Source organism: Fructilactobacillus sp. X8R4C1, assembly GCF_059900905.1.
Genome location: NZ_JBWXVJ010000003.1, coordinates 97,043 through 123,396 on the forward strand (window position 1 = coordinate 97,043; position 26,354 = coordinate 123,396).

Here is a 26,354-nt window from a genome sequence, read left to right on the forward strand (position 1 = left end):
TTTTTTGTTTGTATCAATTTTCTAGCTTATTGCTTCTCTTTCGGCTAAAATATAGGTAAAGATGAATTATGAGAGGAGAAGTATCATGCGTATTCCCTTTATTGGTGGGAACTGGAAAATGAACTTGTCTTTAGATGAAGCAGTTCAATTTGTGATTGATATCAAAGATAAAATACCAGATCCTAAAAACGTTGAAACAGCTCTTGCAGCTTCACCGTTATTTCTTGAATCAATGCTTAAAGCCAATGGATCGAGTCCATTGCACGTAACAGCTGAAAATTGCTTTTACAAAAATGAGGGTGCTTATACTGGAGAAGTTAGTCCTAAAGCTCTCAGTCAGATGGGAATCCCGTACGTGATCGTTGGTCATTCTGAAAGACGTCGTTACTTTAACGAGACTAATGACATCATTAATAAGAAGGTTCATGCGGTTTTAAATAACAATATGAAGCCGATATTATGTTGTGATGAAACGATGGGACGACTTGAGACTGGTGATCGAATCCACTGGGTAGTTAACCAGGTTACCGCTGGTTTGAAGGGCGTTTCCGAAAAAGACGCTTTAAAGGTCGTTATTGCCTATGAACCAAGTTGGGCAATCGGGACCGGTCATAGTGCTTCAACTACCGAAGCGGAAGAGGGATGTTACCTAATTAGACAAACTTTAGCTGACATTTACTCGGATGATATTGCTAACCAGATTCGAATCTTATATGGTGGAAGTGTGGACCCAAATAACATCATCTCGCTTATGAAACAAATTGATATTGACGGGATTTTAGCCGGTAAAAGTAGTCTTGAACCAAAGGAATTTTTGGAGCTTGCGAATTACCAAGATTTGCAAAATAATTAGTTATTATGATTGCAAGTTAAAGCCTAAACTAATAGAATTAAGTTGACCTTTAAATATAGGTAACAAATTCACTAAGGAGAGATAACATGTCAATTATTTCTGATATTTATGCTCGCGAAGTATTGGATTCACGTGGAAATCCAACTGTTGAAGCTGAAGTTTACACAGAAGACGGTGCAATGGGCCGTGGAATCGTCCCATCTGGTGCCTCAACTGGTGAACACGAAGCCGTAGAACTTCGTGACGGAGACAAAAATAGATATATGGGCAAAGGTGTTACTAAGGCTGTTAGCAACGTTAACAACATTATTGCCAAACAAATCGTTGGTTTCGATGTAACTGATCAATTAGGTATTGACCAAGCTATGATCAAACTTGATGGCACTCCAAATAAGGCTAAGTTAGGTGCTAACGCAATCTTAGCCGTTTCAATTGCTGCTGCTAGAGCTGCAGCTGATGAACTTGGCGTTCCATTATATAACTACTTAGGTGGTTTCGATGCACATGTTCTTCCAACTCCAATGATGAACGTTATCAATGGTGGTAAGCATGCTAACAACAAGGTTGATTTCCAAGAATTCATGATTATGCCAATTGGTGCAAAATCATTTAGAGAAGCTGTTCGAATGGGATCAGAAACATTCCATAACTTGAAAGCAATCTTAGCAGAACGTGGATACTCAACTGCTGTTGGTGATGAAGGTGGATTTGCACCTGATTTGAAGAATAACGAAGAGCCATTTGAAATCTTAGTTGAAGCAATCAAGCGTGCTGGATACAAGCCAGGTAAGGACATTTCAATTGCCTTTGACTGTGCCGCTTCAGAATTCTACAATGCTGACACTAAGAAGTACAACTTGGTTGGTGACGGTAAATCATACAATGCTGATGAATTCATCACTTTGCTTGACAGCATCGTTGAAAAATACCCAATCATTTCAATCGAAGACCCACTAGATGAAAACGAATGGGAAGATTGGCAAATGGCAACTAAGCGCTTAGGTAAGAAAGTTCAAATCGTTGGTGATGATTTGTTCGTTACTAACACTGAGTACTTATCAAAGGGTATTAAGATGAACGTTGCTAACTCAATCTTGATTAAGCTTAACCAAATCGGTACTTTAACTGAAACTGTTAATGCCGTTAACATGGCTAAGGAAGCTAGTTACACTGCAATTATTTCTCACCGTTCTGGTGAAACTGAAGATACCACTATTTCAGACTTAGTTGTTGCTTTAAACACTGGTCAAATCAAGACTGGTTCAATGAGTCGTGGTGAAAGAATTGCTAAGTACAATCAATTGATGAGAATTGAAGATCAATTAGGATCAGTTGCTGTGTACAAGGGAATTAACTCATTCTACAACTTGAGTCCAGAAGCAAAAGAAGCAATCATCAAAAAATAATTGATTTAAAAACACCTTCGTTATGAAGGTGTTTTTTTATACATAAATTTCGTGAGTTCGTAAACCTTCCTCGTATTTAATCACAGAAAGAGGAGGAGAAACATGAATATTACAAAACAATTTTCATTATTTTTAGCATTAATTGCAATTACAGTTGGATTATCATTGAGGATTTTTACTCCAAATGTGAGGGCAAGCGAATACACCATTACTGCTCATAAACATTGGGTAAATAAGGACGGAGAAAAGGATTCATCGTATGCCTTTGACATTGCCAGAGTGAACGTCAAAAATCGAGCTGATATCAAGGCGCCACTAATTCCTGGGTTTCATTTAGATAAAAGTATTCCACCAATCTATGTGGGAAGTGACGTGGTCGTTTTTAACTACAATAAAGACGAAGATTTGCCGATTCCGTCACCTCACATTCCGATTAAACCAATTCCAAGTAACGATCATCCAGATTCTGGTGGAACAGTTCCATCCAATGATCATAAGCACGATCGTCCAGTTGAACCGGCTGATAATCGTAAACCAATCGTACCAGCTGAACCGACCAAAAAACCCGCTCATTCTCAAGATCTGCCAGATAAACGACCTCATGAATCAGGTAGAATCGCCCCAGATAAAAAAATAGTTGGTAATCACAGTGAGCCAATGGCAAAACGTATCAGTCAGAGTAGTAAGAAGCAGAAAGATCAGTATGAACCCACGAAGAAGGTACTTGAAAATGGGATGAATCCAATGTTATTACGTGGTAAAAAAAGATCTGGGCGTCATCCTGTTCAAATGCCAAATGAAAACGGAATGAGCAAGTATAATCGACGTAATTTCACTCATCACGCTCCGTACCTAGATGCGAACCACGATTCAATTGCAACGGTTCACGTGAGAAGAAGTAAACATGGGGTAAACAGAACCCATACGAATCGCCAACCTACTAAAAGGTTACCTCAAACCGGGGAACGCACCAGCGAACTTCTTTCACTGATTGGAATGGTAATTTTGCTGTTCAGTTCGATTTTGTTTATTAGGACCAATCGAACTGAGAAATAATGATGGACTGGAAATAACTCCTAGTTTATGCTAAACTAATTAAAGTATTGATAAGCCTGTTTAGCTGATGGGTAGGAGGCATTTTTTTGAATAATCTTTTGATGATATTATTATGGATCGTTAGTATTCTCATTATTGGTGCAGTTTTAATGCAACCTTCTAAAAATAATGATGCAATGTCATCACTCTCTGGTGGTGCAAACGATTCTTCCTCTGAGTCCAAGCCGAGGGGCTTTGAGGCATTTATGCAAAAAGTGACTGTGGTACTAGGAATCTTTTTCTTTGGTATCGCATTAATTCTAATGTGGATTTCATCACATTAATAAAAAACCTCCTGTTAAACAGGGGGTTTTTGCATTTAAAGCGGATTACTAGCGTTTATTAAAGAATGAGATTTATAATTGACGTATAAGTCAATTGGATTGTAGAGGAAAATATATTGCAAGATAATAAGTTAAAAAATGAAATTGAGCAGGAGTTACAATCACATCCTGATCAAAGTTATAGTGTCGAAAAATTAGCTGATGATTTGAATTATCATGGATCATCAGCTTTCAAATTAATCGTTTCAGAGCTCGCTTCACTGGAACGAGACCGTGCCGTTGTGGTTACTGAAAACGGTGATTTTAAGGTTAATCCAAGTGAGTTGAAGCTAGAGGGGATTTTCCACTCTAATCCAAAGGGATTTGGCTTTGTTAGATATGATGATGAATTACCGGATGCCTTTATCGCACCTGATGAAACGATGCATGCGATGAACCTGGATAAGGTTGAGATTCAGATTACTAAGCCAGGTGAAAAAGATTCTGATCGGGGTCCACAAGCTAAAGTGGTTAGTATTTTAGAACATCATTACACTCATGTGGTTGGTGAATTTCGTAAGACTGATGATGATCATGGTTATCTTGGTCAGGTTGTTTTAAAAGACAAAAAATTAGCAGGATTCAAGTTCTACGTGGTAGATGCTGGTCTTCATCCTACTCCAGGAGAAGTGGTTACTGCTGATATTACGGAATATCCAAGTAACGAGCATCCAGATTACATGGTTGGAATTGTGAAACAAGTAATTGGAAGTGTTGATGACCCTGGAATTGATATTTTACAGGTTGTCTATGCTCATGATGTTCCTTCCCAATTTCCAGAAGATGTTCTAGAAGAAGCAGATGCTATTCCGGACCATGTTTTGCCTGAAGAAACCAAAGGACGAGAAGATATTACCGATCAGACGTTAGTTACCATTGATGGAGAATCATCCAAAGATTTGGATGATGCCGTCACGGCATGGAAGTTACCAAATGGCAATTATCATTTAGGGGTCCACATCGCTGACGTTAGTCACTACGTTAAACAAGGAACACTACTTGATCGTGAGGCGTATAAACGTGGAACCTCAGTTTATTTAACCGACCGAGTTATTCCAATGCTGCCTCGCCGTCTATCAAACGGGATTTGTTCGTTAAACGAGGGACAATTACGGTTATGTTTAAGCTGTGATATGGAAATTAATCCCCAAGGGAAAGTTGTCAAAAAGCGGATTCATCCGAGTGTTATGAAGTCGAAAGCTCGAATGACATATACAGCTGTCAATAATATTCTTGAATCACATGATAAGAAGACGAGAGAAGAATACCATGATTTAGTACCAATGTTTGAAACCATGGCTGAGTTACACCGAATTTTATACAAGCAAAGAAAGCGTCGTGGGGCGATCGACTTTGATGATGACGAAGCAGAAATTATCATGAACAAAGAAGGTAAACCCGTTGATATTAAACTTAGAACGAGAGGTTTAGCCGAACGAATGATTGAATCATTCATGTTGGCTGCAAACGAAACTGTTGCTGAAACTTACTATCGACTTAAAGTTCCGTTCATTTATCGTGTCCATGAGACGCCAGATCCAACGCGAGTTAAGGACTTCTTTGAATTCCTAACTGCCTTTGGAATTGAAGTAAAAGCTGACCCCGATCATTTAACTCCCAAGACTTTACAGAACATTTTAAGTAAAGTACACGGACTTCCTGAAGAAACAATGGTATCAGTAATGATGCTTAGAAGTTTACAACAGGCCAAATATAGTGATAAGTGTGTGGGACACTTTGGATTAGGTGCCAAATACTACACCCATTTCACTTCACCAATTCGACGTTATCCTGATTTGTTTGTCCATCGTTTAGTTCATTATTATGAAGATAATGGGATTAATGATGTTACCAAGCAAACCTATGCTGACCAGGTTGGAGAAGTTGCGGTTCACTGTTCAGAAACTGAGCGTCGCGGTGTTGACACCGAAAGAGACGTTGATTCGATGATGAAGGCTGAGTACATGACTCAACATATTGGTGAGGAATACGATGCAGTTGTATCTTCAGTGATGAAGTTCGGAATGTTCGTTGAACTTCCAAACACCGTTGAAGGTCTTATTCATATCAGCAAGATGAATGATGATTACTATGAGTACGTTGAAAAGTACTTGGCGCTTGTTGGTAGAAATACCAGAAGAACTTATAAGATTGGACAAACGTTACGGGTTAAATGTGTTGCGGCCGACGTTGATCAGATGACCGTTGACTTTGAGATCGTTAAACCAGAAGATGCTCCATTGAGTGAACTTCTCCCAAAACAGGAACATAAAAATGATAAGCACCATCACAGTGGCAAACATTCTGATGGGAAAAATCGTCGTCAGAGTTATAAGAATCAAGATCGTAGAAAGAACGGTAAAAAAGGTCATTCGTTTAAAATCAGAACCAAACCATCTAATAGTCGCAAAAAATAGGGGATGGGAACATGGCTAGAAAAAAGCATCAACCAACTGAAAAGAACGTAATGGCAACTAACCGAAAGGCCCGACATGATTACTTTATTTCTGATACTTATGAAGCTGGCATCTCACTAACGGGAACTGAGATTAAATCAGTTAGAGAACGCCGTATGAATCTAAAGGACGGATTCGTGCAGGTGAGAAACGGACAAGCTTATTTGATGAATGTCCACATCAGTGAGTATGCGCAAGGAAACCAGTTTAATCATGATCCATTGCGTAATCGAAAGTTGTTGTTGCATAAAAAAGAGATCAAAAAACTTGGTGAAGCGACTTTGACTAAGGGAATTACCATTGTTCCCTTAAAAGTTTATTTAAAACATGGCTACGCTAAGGTGCTGATTGGGGTTGCTAAGGGGAAGCGTGAATATGATAAACGTGAAACCATAAAGCAACGTGATACCCAACGGCAAATTGATCGCGTTATGAAACATTATTAATTAAAAGAGAGTGCAATAGCACTCTCTTTTTGCTTGCCTAAAAATTCACATTTTATGGTAGAATAAATTGGAGGTGTTAATAGTGAAACCGTTTATTCATAACGACTGGTGGCCGATTCTGGAGCCAGAATTTGAGAAACCATATTATCAAAAGTTAAGGCGTTTTTTGGTTGAAGAGTATAATAACAAGACGATTTATCCAGAAATGCACCATATTTTTCAGGCATTTGAATGGACCCCATTTAGTAAGGTGAAAGTCGTTATTCTGGGACAAGATCCATATCATGGTCCTAATCAAGCCAATGGTCTTAGCTTTTCGGTAATGCCAGGCGTAGCTGTTCCACCATCTTTAAAGAATATTTATAAGGAATTACAAAGTGATTTGGGCATTAAACCAGTTAATCACGGTTATCTAAAGAGTTGGGCTGAACAAGGGGTATTGTTGTTAAACTCCGTTTTGACCGTTCAAGATGGAGTGGCTTTTTCTCATCGTGGTAAAGGATGGGAAAGACTCACTGATTATGCTATTGAACAATTGTCAAAGCGTCCTGAACCGGTTGTCTTTATCTTATGGGGAAGGGCTGCTAGGGATAAGATTAAGTTGATTAATACTGACGCTAATATTGTGATTCAGTCGGCTCATCCCAGTCCCCTTTCTGCGAATCGAGGTTTTTTTGGCTCAAAACCGTTTTCAAAGACGAATGAAGCACTAAAAGCCATGGGTGAGACGCCGATTAACTGGAAATTACCGGAACACGTCACTGCCACTAATAAGGAGAGTTAATTATGGACCTTTTTGATAGTTTGAAAGCAAAGATTAACGATAAAAACATTAAGTTAGTATTCCCTGAAGGGGAAGATCCAAGAATCATTGAAGCAACTAGTCGGCTTAAAAAAGATAATTTGGTTGAACCAACGTTATTGGGTGATCCCCAAAAAATCAAACAAGTTGCTAAAGAAAACGGAAATGATTTAGACGGAATTACCATCATTGATATCCAAAACGTTGATTCTGACACGTTCAACGAGATGGTTAGATCACTTGTTGCACGGCGTAATGGCAAAACGGATGAAAAAACAGCTCAGCAATGGTTGAAAGATCCGAATTATTTTGGCACGATGATGGTATACATGGGAACCGTTGATGGAATGGTGTCCGGTGCAGCTCACCCAACTGGTGATACGGTTCGTCCAGCACTTCAGATTATTAAAACTAAACCAGGTGTGAAGTTGATTAGTGGTGCTTTTGTCATGCAAAAGGGTGATACTCGTTACTTGTTTGCAGATTGTGCCATTAACATTGAACTTGATGATCAACAACTTGGTGAAGTTGCCGTTGAAAGTGCACATACCGCCCGGTTGTTTGATATCGATCCCAAAGTTGCCTTACTTAGTTTTTCAACCAAGGGTTCAGCTAAGGGACCAGAAGTCGATAAAGTTCAAAGTGCAACCAAGATTGCCCAAAAGTTAGATCCAGATACTCCAATTGATGGGGAACTCCAATTTGATGCTGCGATTGTTCCCGCGGTTGCAAAGAGTAAGGCACCTGGTTCAAACGTTGCTGGTCAGGCAACTGTTTTTGTCTTTCCAGAGCTTCAGTCAGGAAACATTGGTTACAAGATTGCCCAACGTTTAGGTGGATTTGAAGCCATTGGTCCAATTCTTCAGGGATTGAATCAACCAGTTTCTGATTTGTCGAGGGGATGCAATGCTGAAGATGTTTACAAGGTAGCCATTATCACGGCTACTCAAGCACTTTAATTTGAGGCGATTGAATTGATTAAATTTAAGGTTGATAGTCCCGATCAAACCGAAAAATTAGGCGAAGAACTCGCCCCGGATTTAAAAGCTGGAGACGTTATTTTACTCGATGGCGACCTTGGCGCGGGAAAAACCACCTTCACAAAGGGACTTGGGAAAGGTCTCGGAATTAAGCGAAACATCAAAAGTCCGACTTTTACCATTATTCGGGAATACAAAAATGGACGGTTGCCCCTTTATCACATGGACGTTTATCGTCTTGAAGAGGGAGGAGCCGGCGAATTAGGTCTGAATGAATATTTTAACGGTGATGGAGTCAGCGTCGTTGAATGGTCCAAATTTGCGGAGGACGAACTTCCCGACCAGTACTTGAGAATCAGATTTACTAGAAATGATGATCTGGGGGATAACGATCGGACAATTGAAATGACTGCTAAGGGACAGCATTTTGATTCGATTTTAAAGTCAGGAGACTTAGTGCTTGGCAAAGGATAATGAAGAAATTACGATTCGTGCTGCTAAATCGGACGATTCCGAAGCACTAATCGAGTTAATGAAACGATTAAGTCAAGAATCTAGTAACTTTACGACGGATGTTCAGATTGATCAATTGACCGCTGAAACCGAAGCAGATGCCATTGACGCGGTGAATGCCACTGGGACTAACATCATTTTAGTGGCAGTTGCTGGGACGAAATTAATTGGAGTCTTGAGCGTTAGTCAAGTTGACGAGACTGCCGGGGAACTTGGTGTCGCCGTTTTAGCTGATTATCAGGACATTGGACTTGGGACCAATCTGATTCGGGAAGCAATTGACTGGGTGGGCACTTTTAGTCACCTTAATGAATTGCGATTGACGGTCTTAAAGTCCAATTTAGGGGCGTTTCGATTGTACAAAAAATTAGGATTTATCACTAGTGAACATGACGATCATGTAATTGAAATGAAAATGAACGTAAAAAAAGACTGAGAAAAAATTCTCAGCCTTTTTATATTAACTTGACGAACGGTTTAACGGCGTTTTTACCAAACTGCTGGTATTCATAAATTAAGATGTTAGCACACGCTAAGCTGTCATCTAGCGCATTATGATGGTGTTTTAATTCGATCCCTAAGTTCTCGCTAACCGTGTTCAACTTATGGTTAACAAATCCAGGGTAAAACTTTTTGGAAGTCTTAACGGTATCAAGAGTCTGATAGTGTGGTTTTGATAAACCATACCTTTCCAGACTCTTTTTTAATACACTATTATCAAAATTATTGTTATGGGCAATCACCAGCTTATTTCTATCAAAGAGGGGGCTAATTTGATCCCACACCTCTGGAAAGGTTGGTGAGTCAATTACATCTTTTTCATGAATACCATGAACATTGATATTGCGCCAGTTAAACTCACATTCGGGGTTAATTAATGAGTAAAACTCATCAACGACTTCGTTATTTCTTACTACCGTTAATGCGACCGAACAAGCACTGGCTCGTTGACCCGCAGCAGTTTCAAAGTCAATTGCCGCAAAATTCATTTAACGATTCTCCTCTAATCAATCTTAAGTCCATCAGTAATTAATTGGATCGGAGCATGATCTGAGCCGGTTACCTCACCAAGAATGTTTGACTCGGCAACGTCATCTTGAATTGAGTTAGAAACCAAGAAATAATCCATTCTCCAACCACGATTTTGGGCTCGCTCGTCGTAACGGTAACTCCACCAAGTATAGGCACCACTTTGGTAAGGGTGAAGTGCTCTAAAGGTATCTACAAATCCGGAAGCTAATAATCGACCAAAATCGTCACGTTCCTGTTGGGTGTATCCAGCCTTGTGGTGATCTTCTTCTGGGTCATCAATGTCAATTGGTTGATAAGCAACGCTCATATCGCCGCCAATCACGACCGGCTTTCTTTCAGCAAGTTTACTTACAAGGGTAATAAATTTTTGGTCCCAATCAAGACGGTAGTCGAGTCTTTGCAGCTCTTCGCCTGAATTGGGTACGTAGGTATTAATTAAATAAAAGTCAGGATATTCGAGTGTCAAACAACGGCCCTCGGTGTCAGTATCGCTTCCATCAACACCATAAAACACGTTATCAGCTTTATGCTTTGTGAAAGTAGTTACGCCTGAGTAGCCGGGGCGTTCCGCTGAGTCCCAGTATTGGTAATAGTCACCTGGTACTTCTAAAGCAATATCATTTTCGTGAACTCGAGTTTCTTGAACATTAAAAAAGTCAGCATCAGTTTCATTAAAAAATTCGTAAAAATTCTTTTTAACTGCTGAACGTAAACCATTTACGTTCCATGAGATAAAATTCATTGTATCCCCTCCTTTAATGCCAGTATAGCACGATCAGAAGTGTTTAAATAATGATAACGTGCTAGAATGTAATATGGATAATTAGAAAGGAAAATGACGAATGACTGAAGATTTAACAAAAAAATTCAAGGATATTAAAATTTTAAAAGATGAACCACTTTCCAAGTATTCTTGGACTAAAACTGGTGGGAAAGCTGATTTTCTTGCATTTCCTTCATCATTTAAAGAAACCGAAGAATTATTAAATTATACAAATGAAATTAAAATGCCGCTTACTGTGCTGGGAAATGCCAGTAATCTAATCGTACGAGATGGTGGAATTCGTGGGTTAACCATGATTTTGACCCAAATGAATAACATTAGAACTGAAGATCATCGGGTAATTGCCGAGGCTGGGGCTGCTTACATTGATGCAACTAAGGCTGCTCAAAAAGCCGGTTTGACTGGATTAGAATTTGCTGCTGGGATTCCTGGCAGTGTCGGTGGCGGAGTGTTTATGAATGCCGGTGCTTATGGGGGAGAGACCCAGTATGCACTTGAATCAGCCACGGTTTTGACGCGTAAGGGTGAGATTATTGTTTTAAACAACGACCAGTTAGACTTTGGTTATCGTCATAGTAGTATTCAGGACTATGGGGACGTTGTTTTGGAAGCGACCTTTAAACTTGAACCCGGGAATAAACGTGAGATTCAAAACGAGATGGATCATTTGAACTACCTGAGAAGGTCAAAGCAACCTTTAGAATGGCCTTCATGTGGGAGTGTTTTCAAGCGTCCTAAAGGATACTTTGCTGGAAAGTTGATCCACGATGCTGGACTACAGGGATATCGCTCTGGCGGAGCTGAAGTGTCCAAAAAACACGCCGGATTTATCATTAACGTTGGTGGTGCCACCGCTACTGATTATTTGAATGTGATTAAGCACGTTCAGGAAACTGTGTATAAAGATAATGGGGTTCACCTTGAGACTGAGGTTCGAATTATTGGTAAGCCGAAATAGGAGGAAACATAGCTTATGGTAATAGTTGAGGCAGTCATCACATTAATAGTTTTAGTCCTGCTTTCTAGCATTATCTCTCACTATGTCACTAAGATTCCAGTTAGTTTGATTCAAATTTTGCTTGGTTTAGGATTAGCATTATTCTTTAAATTCAAAATTGATTTAAACACGGACTGGTTTTTATTGCTGTTCATCGCACCATTGCTATTTAATGATGGTCGTGATTTTCCAAAACGAGAACTTTGGGAATTACGTGGTCCCATTTTTGAAAATGCCATCTGGTTGGTGTTCATTACAACCATTATTGGCGGTTATTTCGTTAATTTGCTGGTACCATCAATGCCACTGGCAGCCTGTTTTGCTCTAATTGCGATTTTGTCTCCAACCGATCCAATTGCCGTTCAGTCCATCTCAAAGCGTGTTCATCTTCCAAGTAATATTTTGCATCTAGTATCAGGTGAGAGCTTGATTAACGATGCCAGTGGGCTAATTGCGTTTAAATATGCGATTGCTGCAGTTGTCACCGGTTACTTTTCTTTGGAACACGCTGCGGTTGATTTTGTTTATACCGCACTAGTGGGTTTGATCATTGGAATTGTTGGAATGTCTTTAATTATTGTTCTTCGTAATTTGTTATTAAAGGTACACTTCAATGACGTGATTTTTAACGTCGTCCTGCACATCTTGACACCGTTTATTATTTATGTAATTGCTGAAGATCTTCTTCATGCTTCGGGAGTTATTGCGGTGGTTGCCGCTGGGATTATTGATCACTTACAGACTAACGTTACCAATACCAAGTCACCAGAAGTCAACTTGTTGACTAATCGTACTTGGGATGTCATTGTTTACTGTTTAAACGGGATTGTGTTTTTAATCTTAGGTATTGAATTACCGGTTGCTACTAGGGTGGTCATCAATGGATCGGAATATCGAACTTTAGCTTCGTTTGGGATTGCTTTTGCCGTTTGGGTGGCTCTTTTGGTAATTCGAGTGGTCTGGATTTTAGGATACGAATTCTTTTCGTACTACATTACTAAACGGTCCAATAAGAAGCCCAGTTTGTCGGTTGCGCTATTGGCTGGAATTTCCGGGGTTCGTGGTGCCATTACCATGGCAGGAATTCTTTCGGTTCCCGCATTTTTATCGAATGGAAAGGAGTTTCCCGACCGTTCTTTGATGCTTTTTATTGCCGCAATGGTTATCGTGATCAGTTTAGTTGCGGCTACCATTATCTTGCCAATCATTTCCCCAGATGCTAGTTCACTTCAGACCCGAGCCTCATTGATTGATAAGGATGAAGATGATGATGAGACGGAAGATGAAGAAGATGAGCAGGAGGGCTATATTTCGGAAGATGCTGCTCGGATTTACATCGTAAAGAGTGCCATTGTCAGTCTTGAAAATAATAAGACCAATGATAATGAACGAGCGGTATATGATATTGTTTTGGATTATCAGGTTGAGTTACGAAAACTTTTAAGAAAGACGAGAGACGATAGTGCAGAAAGTACGTCTCTCAATGAAGAACTTAGTTTGAGACGAGTTGCTTTAAAAGGAAAACGTGACGCGGTTAAAGATTTGTATCGTGAACAACAAATCTCAAAAGATACTTACTGGATTGCAAATCGAAGGATTAATCGTGAGGAACGTCGAATGTTTGCAAATGGTTACGACGGCTATCGCAAAAATCACTGGTACTATCCGGGATGGTTTTCATCGATTCTTCATTCCATTAAAACCTGGCAGGTAAGTGAATCAGAAAGTAAAAAGACCAAGAGTGAATTACGCCTTGTTACGATTGTTGGTGATCAGGCCGCCATTGATGCTATTTCAGACTTTTTAAGTCGAAGCGATATTAATGGTCAGGACTTTGACTCACAAATTGTTCACTTTATTGTCACTTTCTATCAGAGTCAGATTGAACGGGCCAATTCATACGATGATCCCGACGAAGATGATGAAGTCTTTGAGTATCAGTTATTAAGATTGCGGTCGGTTGCACTGGAAGCAGAACGTCGCGCTGTGGAACAATTGATTAATAATAAAAAAGTTAGTCACGCGATGGGGCTTCACTTGCGTCAGGACATTAATTATAAGGAAACGCTAATGTTGAATGATAACTAAAAAATCCTCCACTTATTGATAAGTGGGGGATTTTATATTATTCCTTATTATTACTGATAATGGAATAAATCCAGTAGATCATTAACTGTAGAACGGTCATCAAAAATACGAATACGACCATGTGCATATTCCACATGTTTAAAAATGGTCGAATGTACATCCTAGGTGAAAGGATGAGGTAAATTGTGTGGACTCGCATAAACCGTCCAATGAATAGTCCGATGGAACTTGCAACCGTTAGAATCACAATTGTAACGAAGTTAGAAAAATTACCGGATAAATGAATTTTAACGTCAATGGCCTTAGCAACGTGGACTAAACTCCAGAAACCGATAAAGGCACAGCTTAATGCACTGATCATCAGGCATGTGTATAAAAACCAGACGTGCGGATCAAGTCGAAGTAACCCATTGGCTTCATCAGGATGTAGCCAAGCGAGATGAAGTAGGTCGGTCAGAATGTAGGGTGAATTGGGATAGAACAATAACCACAGAAGTGATAGGATCCAGAACACGAAACTATTTTGGTGTGGTTTGTTACCGATGTGGAAACTAAGTTCAATTGGGATGTATCCTAAAAGGGTGTTGAGCGCTAAAAAACCGAAACGTGTATCACGTAGAAACATGAATAAAAGCACGATCCACCCAATGAAAAATATTCTAACTTGCCATCTTTTATTTTGTGACATTATAATTTGACCCCTTTTCTTCTATATATAAATTAAACCCCAAATTAGCAAAAAAAACTAGAAATTTAACCATAGAATTTAATTTTTTTAACATTTGGAATTAGTTAACTGCCTTTATTTCAGCAATAATTCAGTGATATAATAATATACAAATTGGAGGTCGTTCTATGGGGATTGATTGGAGTAGCTTATTTACATTACATAACCTAAGCAACTTAATTGATATATTGGTTGTCTGGCTCGTGATATACGAGTTAATCATGCTTCTTCGTGGCACTCGGGCAGTGCAACTTTTTCGCGGCATTATTGTAATTATTATCGCTAAAATTGCCAGTTGGTATTTAGGACTGACGATGGTATCTTGGATTCTGGATCAAATTATCAATTGGGGAGTTATTGGATGCATTATCATCTTCCAACCTGAAATTAGACGCGGACTTGAAAAATTAGGACGCGGCTCACTCTTTAGAGCAACCCAGAATCAGGATGAAAAAGCCAAAAAGATGATTAATGCTTTAGATGGAGCAATTCAATACATGTCTAAGCGTCGAATTGGAGCGTTAATCACCATTCAAATGCATACCGGGCTAGAAGAATACATTGAGACCGGGATTAAGCTTGATGCTGACATTTCAAGTCAGTTATTAATTAACATTTTTATTCCCAATACGCCTCTTCATGACGGAGCGGTCATCATTAAGGATGATAAGATTGCTGCAGCGGCTGCCTACTTACCGTTATCGCAGAGTAATTTGATCCCTAAGGAATTGGGAACTCGTCATCGTGCTGCCGTTGGAATCTCGGAAGTTTCCGATGCTTTAACGATTGTTATCTCAGAAGAAACGGGAGAAGTTTCAATCACTAGAAACAATGAGCTTCTTCGTGGGATGACTCAGGAGGATTACCTGAAATACCTGAGAAGTCAGTTGATTCCTCGTGATCGACAGGAGCAACATCCAACGATTGTGACTCGTGCGATTAGTTTCTTTCAGAAGCATTTCGGAGGTGACAAGTAGCCATGAAAAAATCTTTTCGGAGTAAATTATTCTATGCTATCTTGGCACTAGTCTTTACAATTGCACTGTTTTTCTATGTTCATGATGGCAAAAATGATATGGGTCTCACTAACAGTACCAGTAATTCGACTAAAAGCACCCAGATGGCAGCTAATAAAACCAAGACACTGTCAGTTCCATTACAGCTCAACGTAAACTCAGACAAGTATTTTGTAATTGGTTATCCAGAAAAAGTTAACGTCCAGTTGTCAGGACCATCGGCGTTAGTCACTACAACCGCTAATACCCAGAACTTTAAGGTGTACGCTAACCTTAGTAATTTGGGGCCCGGAGAACACATCGTTAAATTACAACAGCAGGGGCTAAATTCTGACATTAAGAGTAAGATTAAACCTGCTCGCATTAAAGTTAACATTCAACCACGCCGGACCGTTAAGTTCCCCGTAAAAGCTGTCTACGACAAGAAAAACATTGCTTCTGGTTATAAGGCCGGAAAGCCGTCGTTAGACGTCAGTTCTGCAAAAGTGACTGGACCGAGTGATCAAATTAATCGAATTGATTCAGTAGTTGCTAAAACTAACTTGAAGCCTAACACCAAGCGTGATATAAAACAGGATGCGGTGATTGAGGCTTTAGACAAAAAAGGAAAGACCATCAACGTTATTATTACCCCATCAACAAGTTCGGTTGATTTACCGGTTTCAGCGGGTGATAATAAGAGAGTACCAGTCAAGGTTAATTTAGTTAATAAGCAGGCAAGTAAGACCTATGACGTTAAGTGTGATCCATCTGATGTGTTATTGTTAGGTGATAAAGACACGATTGATGGGATTAATTCGGTTAATGCCGACGTTGATGTCGAAAACATGTCTGGTGATAATACTAAGACGGTTTCACTTGATGCGGGTAACTCCAAAGTAAGTGGCTTGGATCCGGAAACGGTTAAAGTACAGATTAACGCAAAGAATAAGTAATAAAGTGAGGACTATATATGAAATATTTTGGAACAGACGGAATTAGAGGAGTTGCGAATAAAGACTTAACCCCAGAATTGGCTTTTCGGGCTGGTCGTGCAGGTGGTTATGCTCTGACTAAGCACAGTGTTCAAGATCATCAGCCACGTGTCTTGGTATCAAGAGATACACGAATTTCTGGACAGATGTTGGAAGATGCTTTGGTAGCTGGAATGTTGTCCGTTGGAATTGAGGTGGTTCAACTCGGAGTTGTCACTACCCCCGGAGTAGCATACTTGGTTAGAGATCAAAGTGCTGATGCCGGAGTTATGATTACGGCTTCACATAATCCCGCTGAGTTCAATGGAATTAAATTCTTTGGCGGTGACGGATATAAATTGTCCGATGACATCGAGGCTGACATCGAGAAGATTCTTGAAAGTGATACTGATGACTTACCACGTCCCTCAGCAAAGGGATTAGGCACTTCAGCAGAGTACACCGAAGCATCGCAAAAGTATCTTCACTTTCTGTCCCAAACGATTCCAGATGAATTAAGTGGGATTAAGGTGTCAGTTGATGCCGCAAATGGGGCTACCAGCAACTTGGTTCCCCGTCTTTACGCTGACCTTGGCCTTGACTTTAAAACAATGGCGACCTCACCTAATGGACTAAACATTAATGATAACGTCGGTTCCACTCACCCAGAACAGTTGCAAAAAATGGTTGTTGAAAATGGTTCCCAGTTAGGAATTGCCTTTGATGGTGATGGTGATCGTTGCATTGCTGTCGATGAAAAGGGAAACATCGTTGATGGTGATAAGATTATGTACATCTGTGGTAAGTATATGGATGCTAATGGTCGATTAAAGCATGACACCATTGTTACGACAGTGATGAGTAACCTCGGAATGTACAAAGCCATGGAAGCCAACGGCTTAAATAGTGTGAAAACTAAAGTTGGAGATCGATACGTGGTTGAGTCAATGAAAGCCAATGGTTACAATCTAGGTGGCGAACAATCTGGTCACATTGTGTTTTTGGATTTTAATACCACTGGAGATGGGATGCTAACCAGTCTGCAATTAATGCATATTATGAAAGAAACCGGTAAACCTCTTTCCGAATTAGCAGACGAAGTGAAAAAATATCCTCAAAGTCTTGTTAACGTGAAGGTTTCTGACAAAAAGCACGCGATGGATCATGATAATGTTAAAAAGGCCATTGATGATGTTGAAGATGAAATGAATGGGAATGGTCGTGTCTTGGTTCGACCAAGTGGGACTGAGCCGCTGCTAAGAGTTATGGTGGAAGCTCCGACTCAAAAAGAAAGTGATAAGTATGCGAACAAAATTGCCGACGTTGTTAGAGACGACATGGGAATTGAATAAAGCAATCACGAATTAATAAAAGAGTTAACGTTTGTTAACTCTTTTATTATGCTTAAATTTTTATTAAATTTCGTTCATCGGTGCTATACCAATTCTAACTTATATTTGACAAACACTTGTGAAACCATTATTATCAAAGATGTTAAGTATATAAATAAAATTTAAATACATCTATACCAATTTTAAAGAGAGGTCATTCCCATGTGTGGAATCGTTGGAGTTACAGGCAATAAGAATGCGACATCCATTTTAGTTAATGGATTAGAAAAATTACAATATCGAGGATATGATTCAGCCGGAATCTTTGTGGAAGGAAAAGACCACAAAGATTATTTAGTGAAAACGACCGGAAGTATCGACGATTTAAAGAAAAAGATTGGGCCAGAAGTACAGGGAACTGCCGGAATTGGACACACTCGTTGGGCTACTCACGGTGGGGTAAACATTGAGAATGCTCATCCACAATTCTCAGATGACAACCGGTTCTATCTGGTTCACAATGGTGTGATTGAAAACTATGAACAATTGAAGAAAGAATACTTATCAGACGTTAAGTTTCATAGTCAAACTGATACCGAAGTGGCGGTTCAATTGGTTGATAAGTTTGTGACTGAAGACAAAATGAGTACAAAGGATGCCTTCATTAAGATGCTTTCACTCCTTAAGAATTCTTCATATGCTTTCATTTTAATGGATAAAGAAGATCCAGATACTTTATATGCAGCCAAAAACAAAAGCCCCATGTTGATTGGATTATGTGACGGTTTCAACGTAGTATGTTCTGATTCAATTGCTATGTTAGACGTTACTGATACTTTTCTTGAGGTGGTTGATGGTGACGTTGCGATTGTAAAGCCTGATAAGGTAACCATCCTTGATGAAAACCGTAAGCCAGTAGAGCGTCATCAGTTCAAGGTAACCATTGATCCAAGTGCGTCTGATAAGGGGACTTATCCTTACTACATGCTTAAAGAGATTGATGAACAACCCAATGTCATGAGAAAATTAGTTAAAGAGTACTTTGATGCAGACGGAAACATGAACGTTGGTTGTGGCGTAATGGATACCATCCTTGATTCAGATCGAATCTATATCGTGGGTGCTGGTACCAGTTATCATGCTGGATTAGTCGGTAAAGATTTGATGGAGAAGTACACTGGAATTCCAACTGAAGTGCATGTCTCATCCGAGTTTGCTTACGAAGATCCATTGCTTTCTAAGAAACCATTTTTTATCTTTTTGACTCAAAGTGGGGAGACCGCTGACAGTCGGGAAGTTTTAGTGAACGTTAACAAGCATCATTTTCCTAGTTTAACCATTACTAATGTTGCTAATTCGACATTGTCGCGCGAAGCAACTTACACGATGTTGCTTAATGCTGGTCCAGAAATTTCAGTTGCTTCAACTAAAGCATATACTGCTCAAATTGCAATCCAAGCCATTTTGGCAAAGGCCGTTGGTATGCGGGGTAATCGTCAGGTCGCAAAAGATTTTGATTTAGCACGACAATTGGGTTTGGTTGCGACTGGGATGCAGTCAATTGTTGAAGAAAAAGATAAGATTGATGAAATTGCTAAGAAATATTTCGTTGATGCTAAACAGGCCTTTTACATCGGCCGTGGGGTTGATTACACTGTTTCCCTTGAAGCAGCGTTGAAGTTAAAAGAAATTTCTTATGTCCATGCGGAAGGCTTTGCTTCTGGTGAACTTAAGCACGGAACAATTGCATTGATTGAAAAGGGCACTCCAGTGATTGGTATTATCACCCAAAAGAAGACCGCTGGATTAACTCGTAGTAATCTGGAAGAAACTGCAGCTCGTGGTGCCAGTGCTTTGACGATCGTGCGACAAAGTCTAGCTCAAGATGGTGATACGTTTGTGATCCCGGACGTTAATGAGTTGTTAACGCCGCTGCTTAGTGTCATTCCAGCTCAACTAATTGCTTATTACACTAGTTTGAACAAGGGATTGAACGTTGATCGTCCAAGAAACCTTGCTAAAAGTGTTACAGTTGAATAATATTTTTAAGGGCTACCATTCTTGGTAGCTCTTTTATTATGTTGTTGAAGCATCGTTGAGTACTGAACTTTCTTTACATTTTAGTAATTTTCTCGTATTATTTTATTATCGTGTCAGTTGTAATTTTGAATTTAGGAAGTAAACCATGACTGAAAAAAATTATAAAATTAAAGTACAAGATGTCACCAAAGAGTATGACATGTTCAAGACTCAATCTGACAAATTAAAGTCGTTTTTCTCATTATCAAAGAAAAATAAAACCCCACATTTTTGGTCTTTGATGGGAATTTCATTTACCGTTCAGCCTGGTGAAGCATTGGGAATTATTGGTGTAAATGGTTCGGGAAAGTCGACCATTTCTAACATTATTTCCGGCATTATTCCGCAAACGACCGGCCAAGTTGATGTGCGCGGAGACACTTCGATTGTTGCGATTAACGCTGGATTGAGAAAGAATTTAACTGGCCGTGAAAACATCCGCATGAAGTCATTGATGCAGGGACTTACAAACCGCCAAATTGACGATATGATGGACGACATCATTGCCTTCGCGGATATTGGTGATTTTGTTGACCAACCAGTAAAAGACTACTCTAGTGGTATGAGGTCCCGACTTGGCTTTTCCATTGCCGTTCACATTAAGCCAGACATTTTGATTATTGATGAAGCCTTATCCGTTGGTGACGATACTTTCTACCAAAAATGTGTTGATAAGATTGATGAATTCAAAGAAGAAGGTAAGACCATTATCTTTGTATCTCATTCACTAAAGCAGGTTCGTTTGTTGTGTGATCGAGTTGCTTGGATTAACTACGGGAAGCTACGGAAAATTGGTCCGATGGAAGAAGTCGTCTCCGAATATCAGAAGTTCATCAAGTGGTTTAAATCGTTAAGCAAAAAAGAGAAAAAACAGTTCCAGAAAAAAGAAAAGACCATTCAGAAGAATTTTGATATTGATAAGTATCAAAAGGAAATTACTAATGAGTATGCTGAGGATCACCCGAATGATCCTAATCCAGCACGAACCATCCATAAGCGGTTCTATAGTGAAGTTATTCAAGAAAAGATGCCATTGACCACTAAGATTATGACGTGGGCGGTTTTCTTTGCCATGATTTTCTTTTGCTTGGTAAATGTATCTGGTCATCCAACGATGGCGGTTGTTAGACATCCAAGTTATATCATTCACCCAAGTAAGAAGATGAGGTACCAGAAGAAGAATGGTAAATCAGTAATGGTCACCAAGCATGAATACAAACAACTTGAGAAACATGCCTGGGGACAACGATAAAAATTTTGCTATTATTCAAAGTGAATAATAGCATTTTTGTTTAGGAGGAAGATTTAGATGGCAATGAAGAGTCATGAAACATTTACATTGATTGAGGAAATTACGCGATTAGATGGTTCTAAGTACCTTGAAATCAGCAACATGGTGCAGAACGGACGAGCTGAGCTTGCTGCAGAACGAAAAATGATTAAACAGGTTCGGATCCTTCAACTAAACATTCCTCACTCCGTTCATGTCATTAATTACGAGAACTATGTTAACCAGAATTATGTGATGCCAAAGGAAAACTTTGACCACTTTGAGGAGTGGAAACGAACCCCAGCAATGGATCATGAAGTCCAGATGATTTTAAAAGAGAACCATATTGGTTAAATCAATTGGCTAATCATTTTGTGAATTAAATCATTAATATTTGTTATCACCAACCATCAAATATGGCATAATGAGTATGAATAATATTTGGAGGTGTTGATGATGACTGAAAAATTTTTAATTGGAACTTATACCCAAAAAACTAGTAAGGGCGTTTACCAAATTGAATTAGACAAAGACAAAAAACAGCTGGAAAATGCTCAGTTAATTGCGCAAATTAGCTGTCCAACTTACGTTGTGGAATCTAGTGACCATAAAATCTATGCGATTGATCGTAATCAAGATGAAGCGGAAACACGTGGTGGGATTGCTGTTTTTGATAGCAGTACCATGCCAGCTAAATTAATGCAAGAAGACATTGAAGTTGGTCCCTCACCAGCCTACATTACTGTAGACGAAGGACGCCAGATGGTCTATACAGCAAATTATCATACTGGTAATGTCATTGCGTATCACATTGAAAGTGACGGGACTGTCAAAGAATCACAGCGAATCCATGACGATGGAATGACCGGTCCACTACCAGAACAACAAAGTGGTCCTCATCCACACTATGCCGATCTAACTCCTGATGATCGCTTAGTGATTTGTGACCTGGGATTGGATCGAGTTTATTTGTATGATGTTTCTGACGCGGGTGAGATTACTCCTGTTAGTGAGATTCAGTTGTCACCTGGATTTGGTCCAAGACACATTGCTTTTGCTGAATCGACGGGAAAGGCTTACTTAATTGGTGAACTAAGTAGTAAGATTGCAGTTCTTGATTATAATGAAGAAGCTGGCATCTTTACCGTCCAACAGGTTGTTAAAACTATTCCCAATGACTATAAAGATGCCAATGGTGGAGCTGCAATTCGAATAACTAACGATGAGAAGTTTGTGTATGTTTCTAATCGTGGCAATGATTCGATTGCTGTTTTTAAGGTCCTAGGTGATGGTGACTTAGAGCGAATTCAAGTAATTTCAACTGAAGGGGAATTCCCACGTGATTTTAACTTTAATTCAGATCAATCCTTCCTAATTGCTGTAAATCAAAACACTAATAACGCAACCTTGTACGAGCGAAATCATGAGAATGGTAAGTTGTCTGTCATTCAAAAGGATTTTGCGGTACCAGAGGGAACCTGTGTTGCTCCTCGAAAATAGTTAATTTAATTAAAAGTTAATGCTTTTATAGCGTTAACTTTTTTCATTCCCTTAACAAATTGATATAATTAATTTAAACAGGTGGGGTGGAGATTTTGATTAAATTAATTGTGACAGATATGAACAAAACCTTTTTAAATGAAGCTAATCGATATGATGAGATTAAGTTTTTAAAAACGTTTCAAAAAATGAAACACCAAAACGTTAATTTTGCCGTAGCTAGTGGCGGACCGAATGATAAATTACAAAGCCTGTTTATTGATTATCGGGACCAAATGGATTTTATTTCTCAAAATGGTTCAGTAATTTATCGTGGGAATGATTTAGTTCATGCCGAATCGCTGAATGATGATCAGATTAAACAGACTTTAAAGATGCTTTATGATGATTTTGGCCCTGACATTGTCGGGGTTAACGTATCTGGGCTTAAGCGTACTTATGTAGATAAAAGGCTACCCGAAAAAATGTATCAGTTAATGAAACAATACTATAGTAATACGGTCCGTTTGAATGATTTGGCTAACATCACAAGTGAGAACACTGATGATCAATTAGTAAAAGTTGGTGTGACGTTTAAGCAAGGTGCAAACGTGATGCGAAAAGTTCATGAAATGCGACAGATGCTTCCAGATAATCTTGAGAGTTTAAACTCTGGCTTTAATACCGACCTAATTGGTGTAAAGGGGGTTGACAAAGCAACTGGCGTGCGCTATTTGATGAAAAAATATGATGCCAATCCTGAAGAGGTTGTCACATTTGGGGATAATGAGAATGATTTAGGAATGTTGGATTTAACCCCGAATAGTTATGCTATGAAGAATGGCATTCGGGAGGCAAAGGACGCCGCTGGTCACGTTACCGAGTTTGATAATAACGATGATGGGGTTCTAAGGACAATTGATACCATTTTAGATAATCAGTAGTTTCATTTAGTAAGGTAATGACAGTACAAATATACGTGAGGCGATTAAAAATGAATAACGAAGAATTAAATAACATTGTTGAAGGACGTTTGGATAAGTACTTTGAAAAATATCCAAGTACTCCTGATGTTGAGATGTACAAGATTGAGTTGAAACGTTCAATCGTAAAAGATGCATTAGCTAAGATTTCAGATGAAGTTACGATTAACGATGCAATTAACCAGGCTTTTTCTGACTTTGGTGACATTGATCACGCTATTAATCAGATTGTTTTTAAAAGTCATGGAATCAAGGATTAAAATGAATTAGCCGTTGTGGCTTTTTTTATTAGGATACATATGATAATGTATTCATATGAAATAAATTACATATATAAGGAGAAAATCATGGATTCTAAGATTAATCCCAAAAAATTAGAAGAAGCTCATGAGTTATTTAAAATTTTGAGTAATCCGGTTCGGATTCAAATGTTAGTGTTGTTAGAAAATCACTTACTCAACGTTGGTGAGATTAGTGAGGAACTTGGGCTTGAACAATCAGCTACTTCTCATCAATTGGCAATGCTTAAAAAGCATCAATTGGTAAGTAGAGAACGGAAGGGCAAGTCAAATTATTATCGCCTGGATGATCCTCATATTATGGACATTGTAAATGAAGGACTAGCTCATTCGGATCATGTGGTAAGGGGTGTCAAACATGGAAACTAAAAACGTGGTTGGATATGGAATCATAGTTGAGTTGGTTGCGATTGCTTGGATGATAGTAGAATTTTCGGTTGGCTTAAAGGCCGGGATCGATGCCCACTCAATTGTATTAATTGCGTTTGGTCTTGATAGTTTGATGGAGATTATTGCTGGATTTGTTTTACTATTTCGTTTGGAAATTGAGTTTAAAGGGAGTTCAAAAATTGACATTAATCGAGTGGATAAGGTTGCCACGAAGATCGTTAGCATCATTTTGCTCCTTCTGTGTGTCTATATTCTAGTTACTTCTGGATATAATTTGTTTCAGCATGAAGGTGCTGATGGCAGTCTGATGGGGATCATCATTTCTATTTTGTCTCTTATTATCATGCCAATGATCGCCTATGCTAAGTATTGGATTGGGAAAGTAATTGGTTCTAACGCTTTAATTCAGGATGCCATGTGTAGTGTTACTTGTGCTTATCTTGCTGGGACGGTGCTTATCGGAGTTTTGCTTAATTATTTTTTCCATATTTGGTGGATCGATTCAGCAGCAGCAATTCTAATTGTTTTCCTTATTGGTAAGGAAGCATTAGAATGTCTTGTGGAGAGCTAATCTTGACAAGTGCAATTATAGAACTATAATAATAATTGTATAAAGTTTAGTTGTACAAAACTAAAAGGTGAGGTGTTAAGTATGAGTGAAAACAATTATCAATTTGATGTATTGTATTTAGGAAGTGGACATGGTGCTTTTAACGGTGCTATTCCATTGGCCCTAAAGGGTAAAAAAGCTGGCATTATTGAAGTTGGCAAGATTGGTGGAACTTGTCCTAACCGTGGATGTAACGCTAAGATTGCTTTAGATTTCCCAGTTAAGATGAAAAAAGACGTTGATAACTTCCAAGGACACGGCTTAGATGGAACTACTAAGATCAATTGGGCCGATAACGTTAAGCATGAAAAAGAAGTTATCAGTCAATTACCTGGTGGAATCGAACAAGGTCTAAAGAGTGTTGGCATCGATGTGATCCATGGGTATGGAAAGATCGTTGATGCGCACACCATCGACGTTGACGGTACCAAGTACACCGCTGATAAACTTGTTGTAGCAACTGGAGCTCATTATCACAAGATTGATATTCCCGGTGCTGACTTGGCATACGATGGAACTGATTTCTTGAACTTAGAAAAGCAACCAGAACACATGACCGTTATCGGTGGTGGATACATTGCCATTGAATTTGCTACAATCGCAGCAAATGCTGGAACTAAGGTTACCATCCTATTGCACCATGACAAGGCTTTAAGAAAGTTTTATCAACCATTTGTTGAGTCATTACTTAAAGATCTTGAATCTCAAGGAGTTCAAATCATTCGAAACGTTGATCCTGAATCAATCGAAAAATCAGGTGATGGTTTTGTAGTCAAGACTAACAAAGACGACATTGACTCTGATTGGGTTCTTGACGCAACTGGCCGTGATCCGAACGTTGAAGGATTCGGTCTTAAAGAAGTTGGCGTTGATTACGATAAGAACGGAATCAAAGTTGATGATCATCTTCAAACTTCAGTTGACAGCATTTACGCTGCTGGCGATGTTCTTGATAAACAAGTTGGTAAGTTAACTCCAACTGCCATTTTTGAGTCAATGTACCTTACCAAGTTATTTACTGGTGCTACTACTGATCCAATTAAGTATCCAGCTGTTCCAAGTGCAGTTTTCTCATCACCACGAATTGCTGAGATCGGTGTTAGTGTTGACGAAGCTAAGGCCAACCCTGATAAGTATGATGTTAAAGAATCAGACCTTGCCACTGATTGGTTCAGATTTGCAATGCAGGAGAACAAAGGTAAGACCATTTCAATCACCGACAAACAAGGTTACCTAGTAGGTGCTACTGAAATCAGTTCTGAAGCTGATAACGTTATTAGTACTTTGGCACCATTTGTTGAGTATCACATCTCACCAGAAAAGATGAGCGAATTGATCCCATTGTTCCCAACCCTTGGTTCTGAGACTTTGAATCATCTATAAAATTAAAAATCTATAAAATAAAAAGTTCGTCAAATGGCGAACTTTTTTTGTATCTAATT

27 protein-coding genes are annotated in these 26,354 nt (G+C 39.1%); 24 read left to right on the forward strand and 3 right to left on the reverse strand.

The features are described 5' to 3' along the window. The first annotated feature begins 85 nt into the window (after positions 1–85). The 10 genes from tpiA to AC6UDA_RS05345 all read left to right on the forward strand — a co-directional run bounded on the left by tpiA (position 86) and on the right by AC6UDA_RS05345 (position 9,310). Positions 86–853: a triose-phosphate isomerase gene (gene tpiA / locus AC6UDA_RS05300; RefSeq protein ID WP_500694419.1), complete on the forward strand. Its 768-nt coding sequence runs from the start codon at positions 86–88 to the stop codon at positions 851–853. An 86-nt stretch (positions 854–939) separates the two neighbouring features. Continuing rightward, on the forward strand, positions 940–2,259 hold the full coding sequence (eno, locus tag AC6UDA_RS05305) for a phosphopyruvate hydratase (RefSeq protein ID WP_500694297.1): 1,320 nt from the start codon (positions 940–942) through the stop codon (positions 2,257–2,259). Positions 2,260–2,361: 102 nt separating this feature from the next. Further along, positions 2,362–3,315, forward strand: coding sequence for an LPXTG cell wall anchor domain-containing protein (locus AC6UDA_RS05310; RefSeq protein WP_500707331.1), 954 nt, complete (start codon positions 2,362–2,364; stop codon positions 3,313–3,315). Between the two features lie 86 nt (positions 3,316–3,401). Further along, positions 3,402–3,638, forward strand: a complete 237-nt coding sequence (secG, locus tag AC6UDA_RS05315) for a preprotein translocase subunit SecG (protein WP_500694299.1) — start codon at positions 3,402–3,404, stop codon at positions 3,636–3,638. Positions 3,639–3,754: 116 nt separating this feature from the next. Next, on the forward strand, positions 3,755–6,094 hold the full coding sequence (gene rnr, locus AC6UDA_RS05320; RefSeq protein WP_500694300.1) for a ribonuclease R: 2,340 nt from the start codon (positions 3,755–3,757) through the stop codon (positions 6,092–6,094). Positions 6,095–6,105: 11 nt separating this feature from the next. After that, the gene (gene smpB, locus AC6UDA_RS05325; protein WP_500694301.1) at positions 6,106–6,579 is read left to right on the forward strand and encodes an SsrA-binding protein SmpB; all 474 of its coding nucleotides are present in this window, start codon (positions 6,106–6,108) and stop codon (positions 6,577–6,579) included. A gap of 82 nt (positions 6,580–6,661) precedes the next feature. Then, positions 6,662–7,363 carry a uracil-DNA glycosylase gene (locus AC6UDA_RS05330; protein WP_500694302.1) on the forward strand — a complete coding sequence of 234 codons (702 nt, stop codon included), beginning with the start codon at positions 6,662–6,664 and terminating at the stop codon, positions 7,361–7,363. 2 nt (positions 7,364–7,365) lie between these two features. Further along, positions 7,366–8,340, forward strand: a complete 975-nt coding sequence (gene pta / locus AC6UDA_RS05335; RefSeq protein WP_500711197.1) for a phosphate acetyltransferase — start codon at positions 7,366–7,368, stop codon at positions 8,338–8,340. 15 nt (positions 8,341–8,355) lie between these two features. Further along, positions 8,356–8,835, forward strand: a complete 480-nt coding sequence (tsaE, locus tag AC6UDA_RS05340) for a tRNA (adenosine(37)-N6)-threonylcarbamoyltransferase complex ATPase subunit type 1 TsaE (protein WP_500694304.1) — start codon at positions 8,356–8,358, stop codon at positions 8,833–8,835. Next, positions 8,822–9,310: a GNAT family N-acetyltransferase gene (locus AC6UDA_RS05345; protein WP_500711199.1), complete on the forward strand. Its 489-nt coding sequence runs from the start codon at positions 8,822–8,824 to the stop codon at positions 9,308–9,310. The genes tsaE and AC6UDA_RS05345 overlap by 14 nt, the downstream gene beginning before the upstream one ends. A 19-nt stretch (positions 9,311–9,329) precedes the next feature. Here AC6UDA_RS05345 and AC6UDA_RS05350 read toward each other — a convergent pair whose 3' ends face one another. Beyond that, the gene (locus AC6UDA_RS05350; RefSeq protein WP_500694306.1) at positions 9,330–9,863 is read right to left on the reverse strand and encodes a 3'-5' exonuclease; all 534 of its coding nucleotides are present in this window, start codon (positions 9,861–9,863) and stop codon (positions 9,330–9,332) included. 14 nt (positions 9,864–9,877) lie between these two features. Continuing rightward, the gene (locus AC6UDA_RS05355; protein ID WP_500711201.1) at positions 9,878–10,648 is read right to left on the reverse strand and encodes an exodeoxyribonuclease III; all 771 of its coding nucleotides are present in this window, start codon (positions 10,646–10,648) and stop codon (positions 9,878–9,880) included. A 100-nt stretch (positions 10,649–10,748) separates the two neighbouring features. On the opposite strand from AC6UDA_RS05355, the gene murB reads away from it, so the two are divergent. Then, positions 10,749–11,648, forward strand: a complete 900-nt coding sequence (gene murB / locus AC6UDA_RS05360) for a UDP-N-acetylmuramate dehydrogenase (RefSeq protein ID WP_500711203.1) — start codon at positions 10,749–10,751, stop codon at positions 11,646–11,648. Positions 11,649–11,663: 15 nt separating this feature from the next. Next, positions 11,664–13,775 carry a cation:proton antiporter gene (locus tag AC6UDA_RS05365; RefSeq protein WP_500699778.1) on the forward strand — a complete coding sequence of 704 codons (2,112 nt, stop codon included), beginning with the start codon at positions 11,664–11,666 and terminating at the stop codon, positions 13,773–13,775. Positions 13,776–13,812: 37 nt separating this feature from the next. Here the strand turns inward: AC6UDA_RS05365 and AC6UDA_RS05370 are convergent, their stop codons facing one another. Then, on the reverse strand, positions 13,813–14,463 hold the full coding sequence (locus AC6UDA_RS05370; protein ID WP_500694310.1) for a DUF1361 domain-containing protein: 651 nt from the start codon (positions 14,461–14,463) through the stop codon (positions 13,813–13,815). 167 nt (positions 14,464–14,630) lie between these two features. Between AC6UDA_RS05370 and cdaA the strand changes: the two genes are divergently transcribed. From cdaA to AC6UDA_RS05430, 12 genes are all read left to right on the forward strand, one after another. Beyond that, positions 14,631–15,479 carry a diadenylate cyclase CdaA gene (cdaA, locus tag AC6UDA_RS05375; protein WP_500694311.1) on the forward strand — a complete coding sequence of 283 codons (849 nt, stop codon included), beginning with the start codon at positions 14,631–14,633 and terminating at the stop codon, positions 15,477–15,479. A gap of 2 nt (positions 15,480–15,481) precedes the next feature. Further along, complete coding sequence (locus AC6UDA_RS05380) at positions 15,482–16,453, forward strand: CdaR family protein (RefSeq protein ID WP_500694312.1); 972 nt, start codon at positions 15,482–15,484, stop codon at positions 16,451–16,453. A gap of 17 nt (positions 16,454–16,470) precedes the next feature. After that, positions 16,471–17,823 (forward strand): phosphoglucosamine mutase, encoded by a 1,353-nt coding sequence (gene glmM / locus AC6UDA_RS05385; protein WP_500694313.1) that lies wholly within the window; start codon positions 16,471–16,473, stop codon positions 17,821–17,823. Between the two features lie 201 nt (positions 17,824–18,024). After that, on the forward strand, positions 18,025–19,842 hold the full coding sequence (gene glmS, locus AC6UDA_RS05390) for a glutamine--fructose-6-phosphate transaminase (isomerizing) (RefSeq protein ID WP_500711205.1): 1,818 nt from the start codon (positions 18,025–18,027) through the stop codon (positions 19,840–19,842). Positions 19,843–19,987: 145 nt separating this feature from the next. Continuing rightward, positions 19,988–21,133 (forward strand): ABC transporter ATP-binding protein, encoded by a 1,146-nt coding sequence (locus AC6UDA_RS05395; RefSeq protein WP_500711207.1) that lies wholly within the window; start codon positions 19,988–19,990, stop codon positions 21,131–21,133. Between the two features lie 57 nt (positions 21,134–21,190). Continuing rightward, positions 21,191–21,505, forward strand: coding sequence for a hypothetical protein (locus tag AC6UDA_RS05400; protein ID WP_500696028.1), 315 nt, complete (start codon positions 21,191–21,193; stop codon positions 21,503–21,505). A gap of 102 nt (positions 21,506–21,607) precedes the next feature. Then, positions 21,608–22,651 carry a lactonase family protein gene (locus tag AC6UDA_RS05405; RefSeq protein ID WP_500711209.1) on the forward strand — a complete coding sequence of 348 codons (1,044 nt, stop codon included), beginning with the start codon at positions 21,608–21,610 and terminating at the stop codon, positions 22,649–22,651. Positions 22,652–22,746: 95 nt separating this feature from the next. Beyond that, a complete protein-coding gene (locus tag AC6UDA_RS05410; protein WP_500711211.1) occupies positions 22,747–23,574 on the forward strand; it encodes an HAD-IIB family hydrolase in 828 nt (275 codons plus the stop codon). Positions 23,575–23,624: 50 nt separating this feature from the next. After that, on the forward strand, positions 23,625–23,873 hold the full coding sequence (locus AC6UDA_RS05415; protein ID WP_500694319.1) for a hypothetical protein: 249 nt from the start codon (positions 23,625–23,627) through the stop codon (positions 23,871–23,873). Between the two features lie 87 nt (positions 23,874–23,960). Beyond that, positions 23,961–24,281, forward strand: coding sequence for an ArsR/SmtB family transcription factor (locus tag AC6UDA_RS05420; protein WP_500711213.1), 321 nt, complete (start codon positions 23,961–23,963; stop codon positions 24,279–24,281). Continuing rightward, positions 24,271–24,873 carry a cation efflux transmembrane domain-containing protein gene (locus AC6UDA_RS05425; RefSeq protein ID WP_500696844.1) on the forward strand — a complete coding sequence of 201 codons (603 nt, stop codon included), beginning with the start codon at positions 24,271–24,273 and terminating at the stop codon, positions 24,871–24,873. Before AC6UDA_RS05420 ends, AC6UDA_RS05425 begins: the two co-directional genes overlap by 11 nt. A gap of 81 nt (positions 24,874–24,954) precedes the next feature. Next, the gene (locus AC6UDA_RS05430; RefSeq protein ID WP_500706784.1) at positions 24,955–26,295 is read left to right on the forward strand and encodes a dihydrolipoyl dehydrogenase family protein; all 1,341 of its coding nucleotides are present in this window, start codon (positions 24,955–24,957) and stop codon (positions 26,293–26,295) included. The last annotated feature ends 59 nt before the right edge of the window (positions 26,296–26,354 follow it).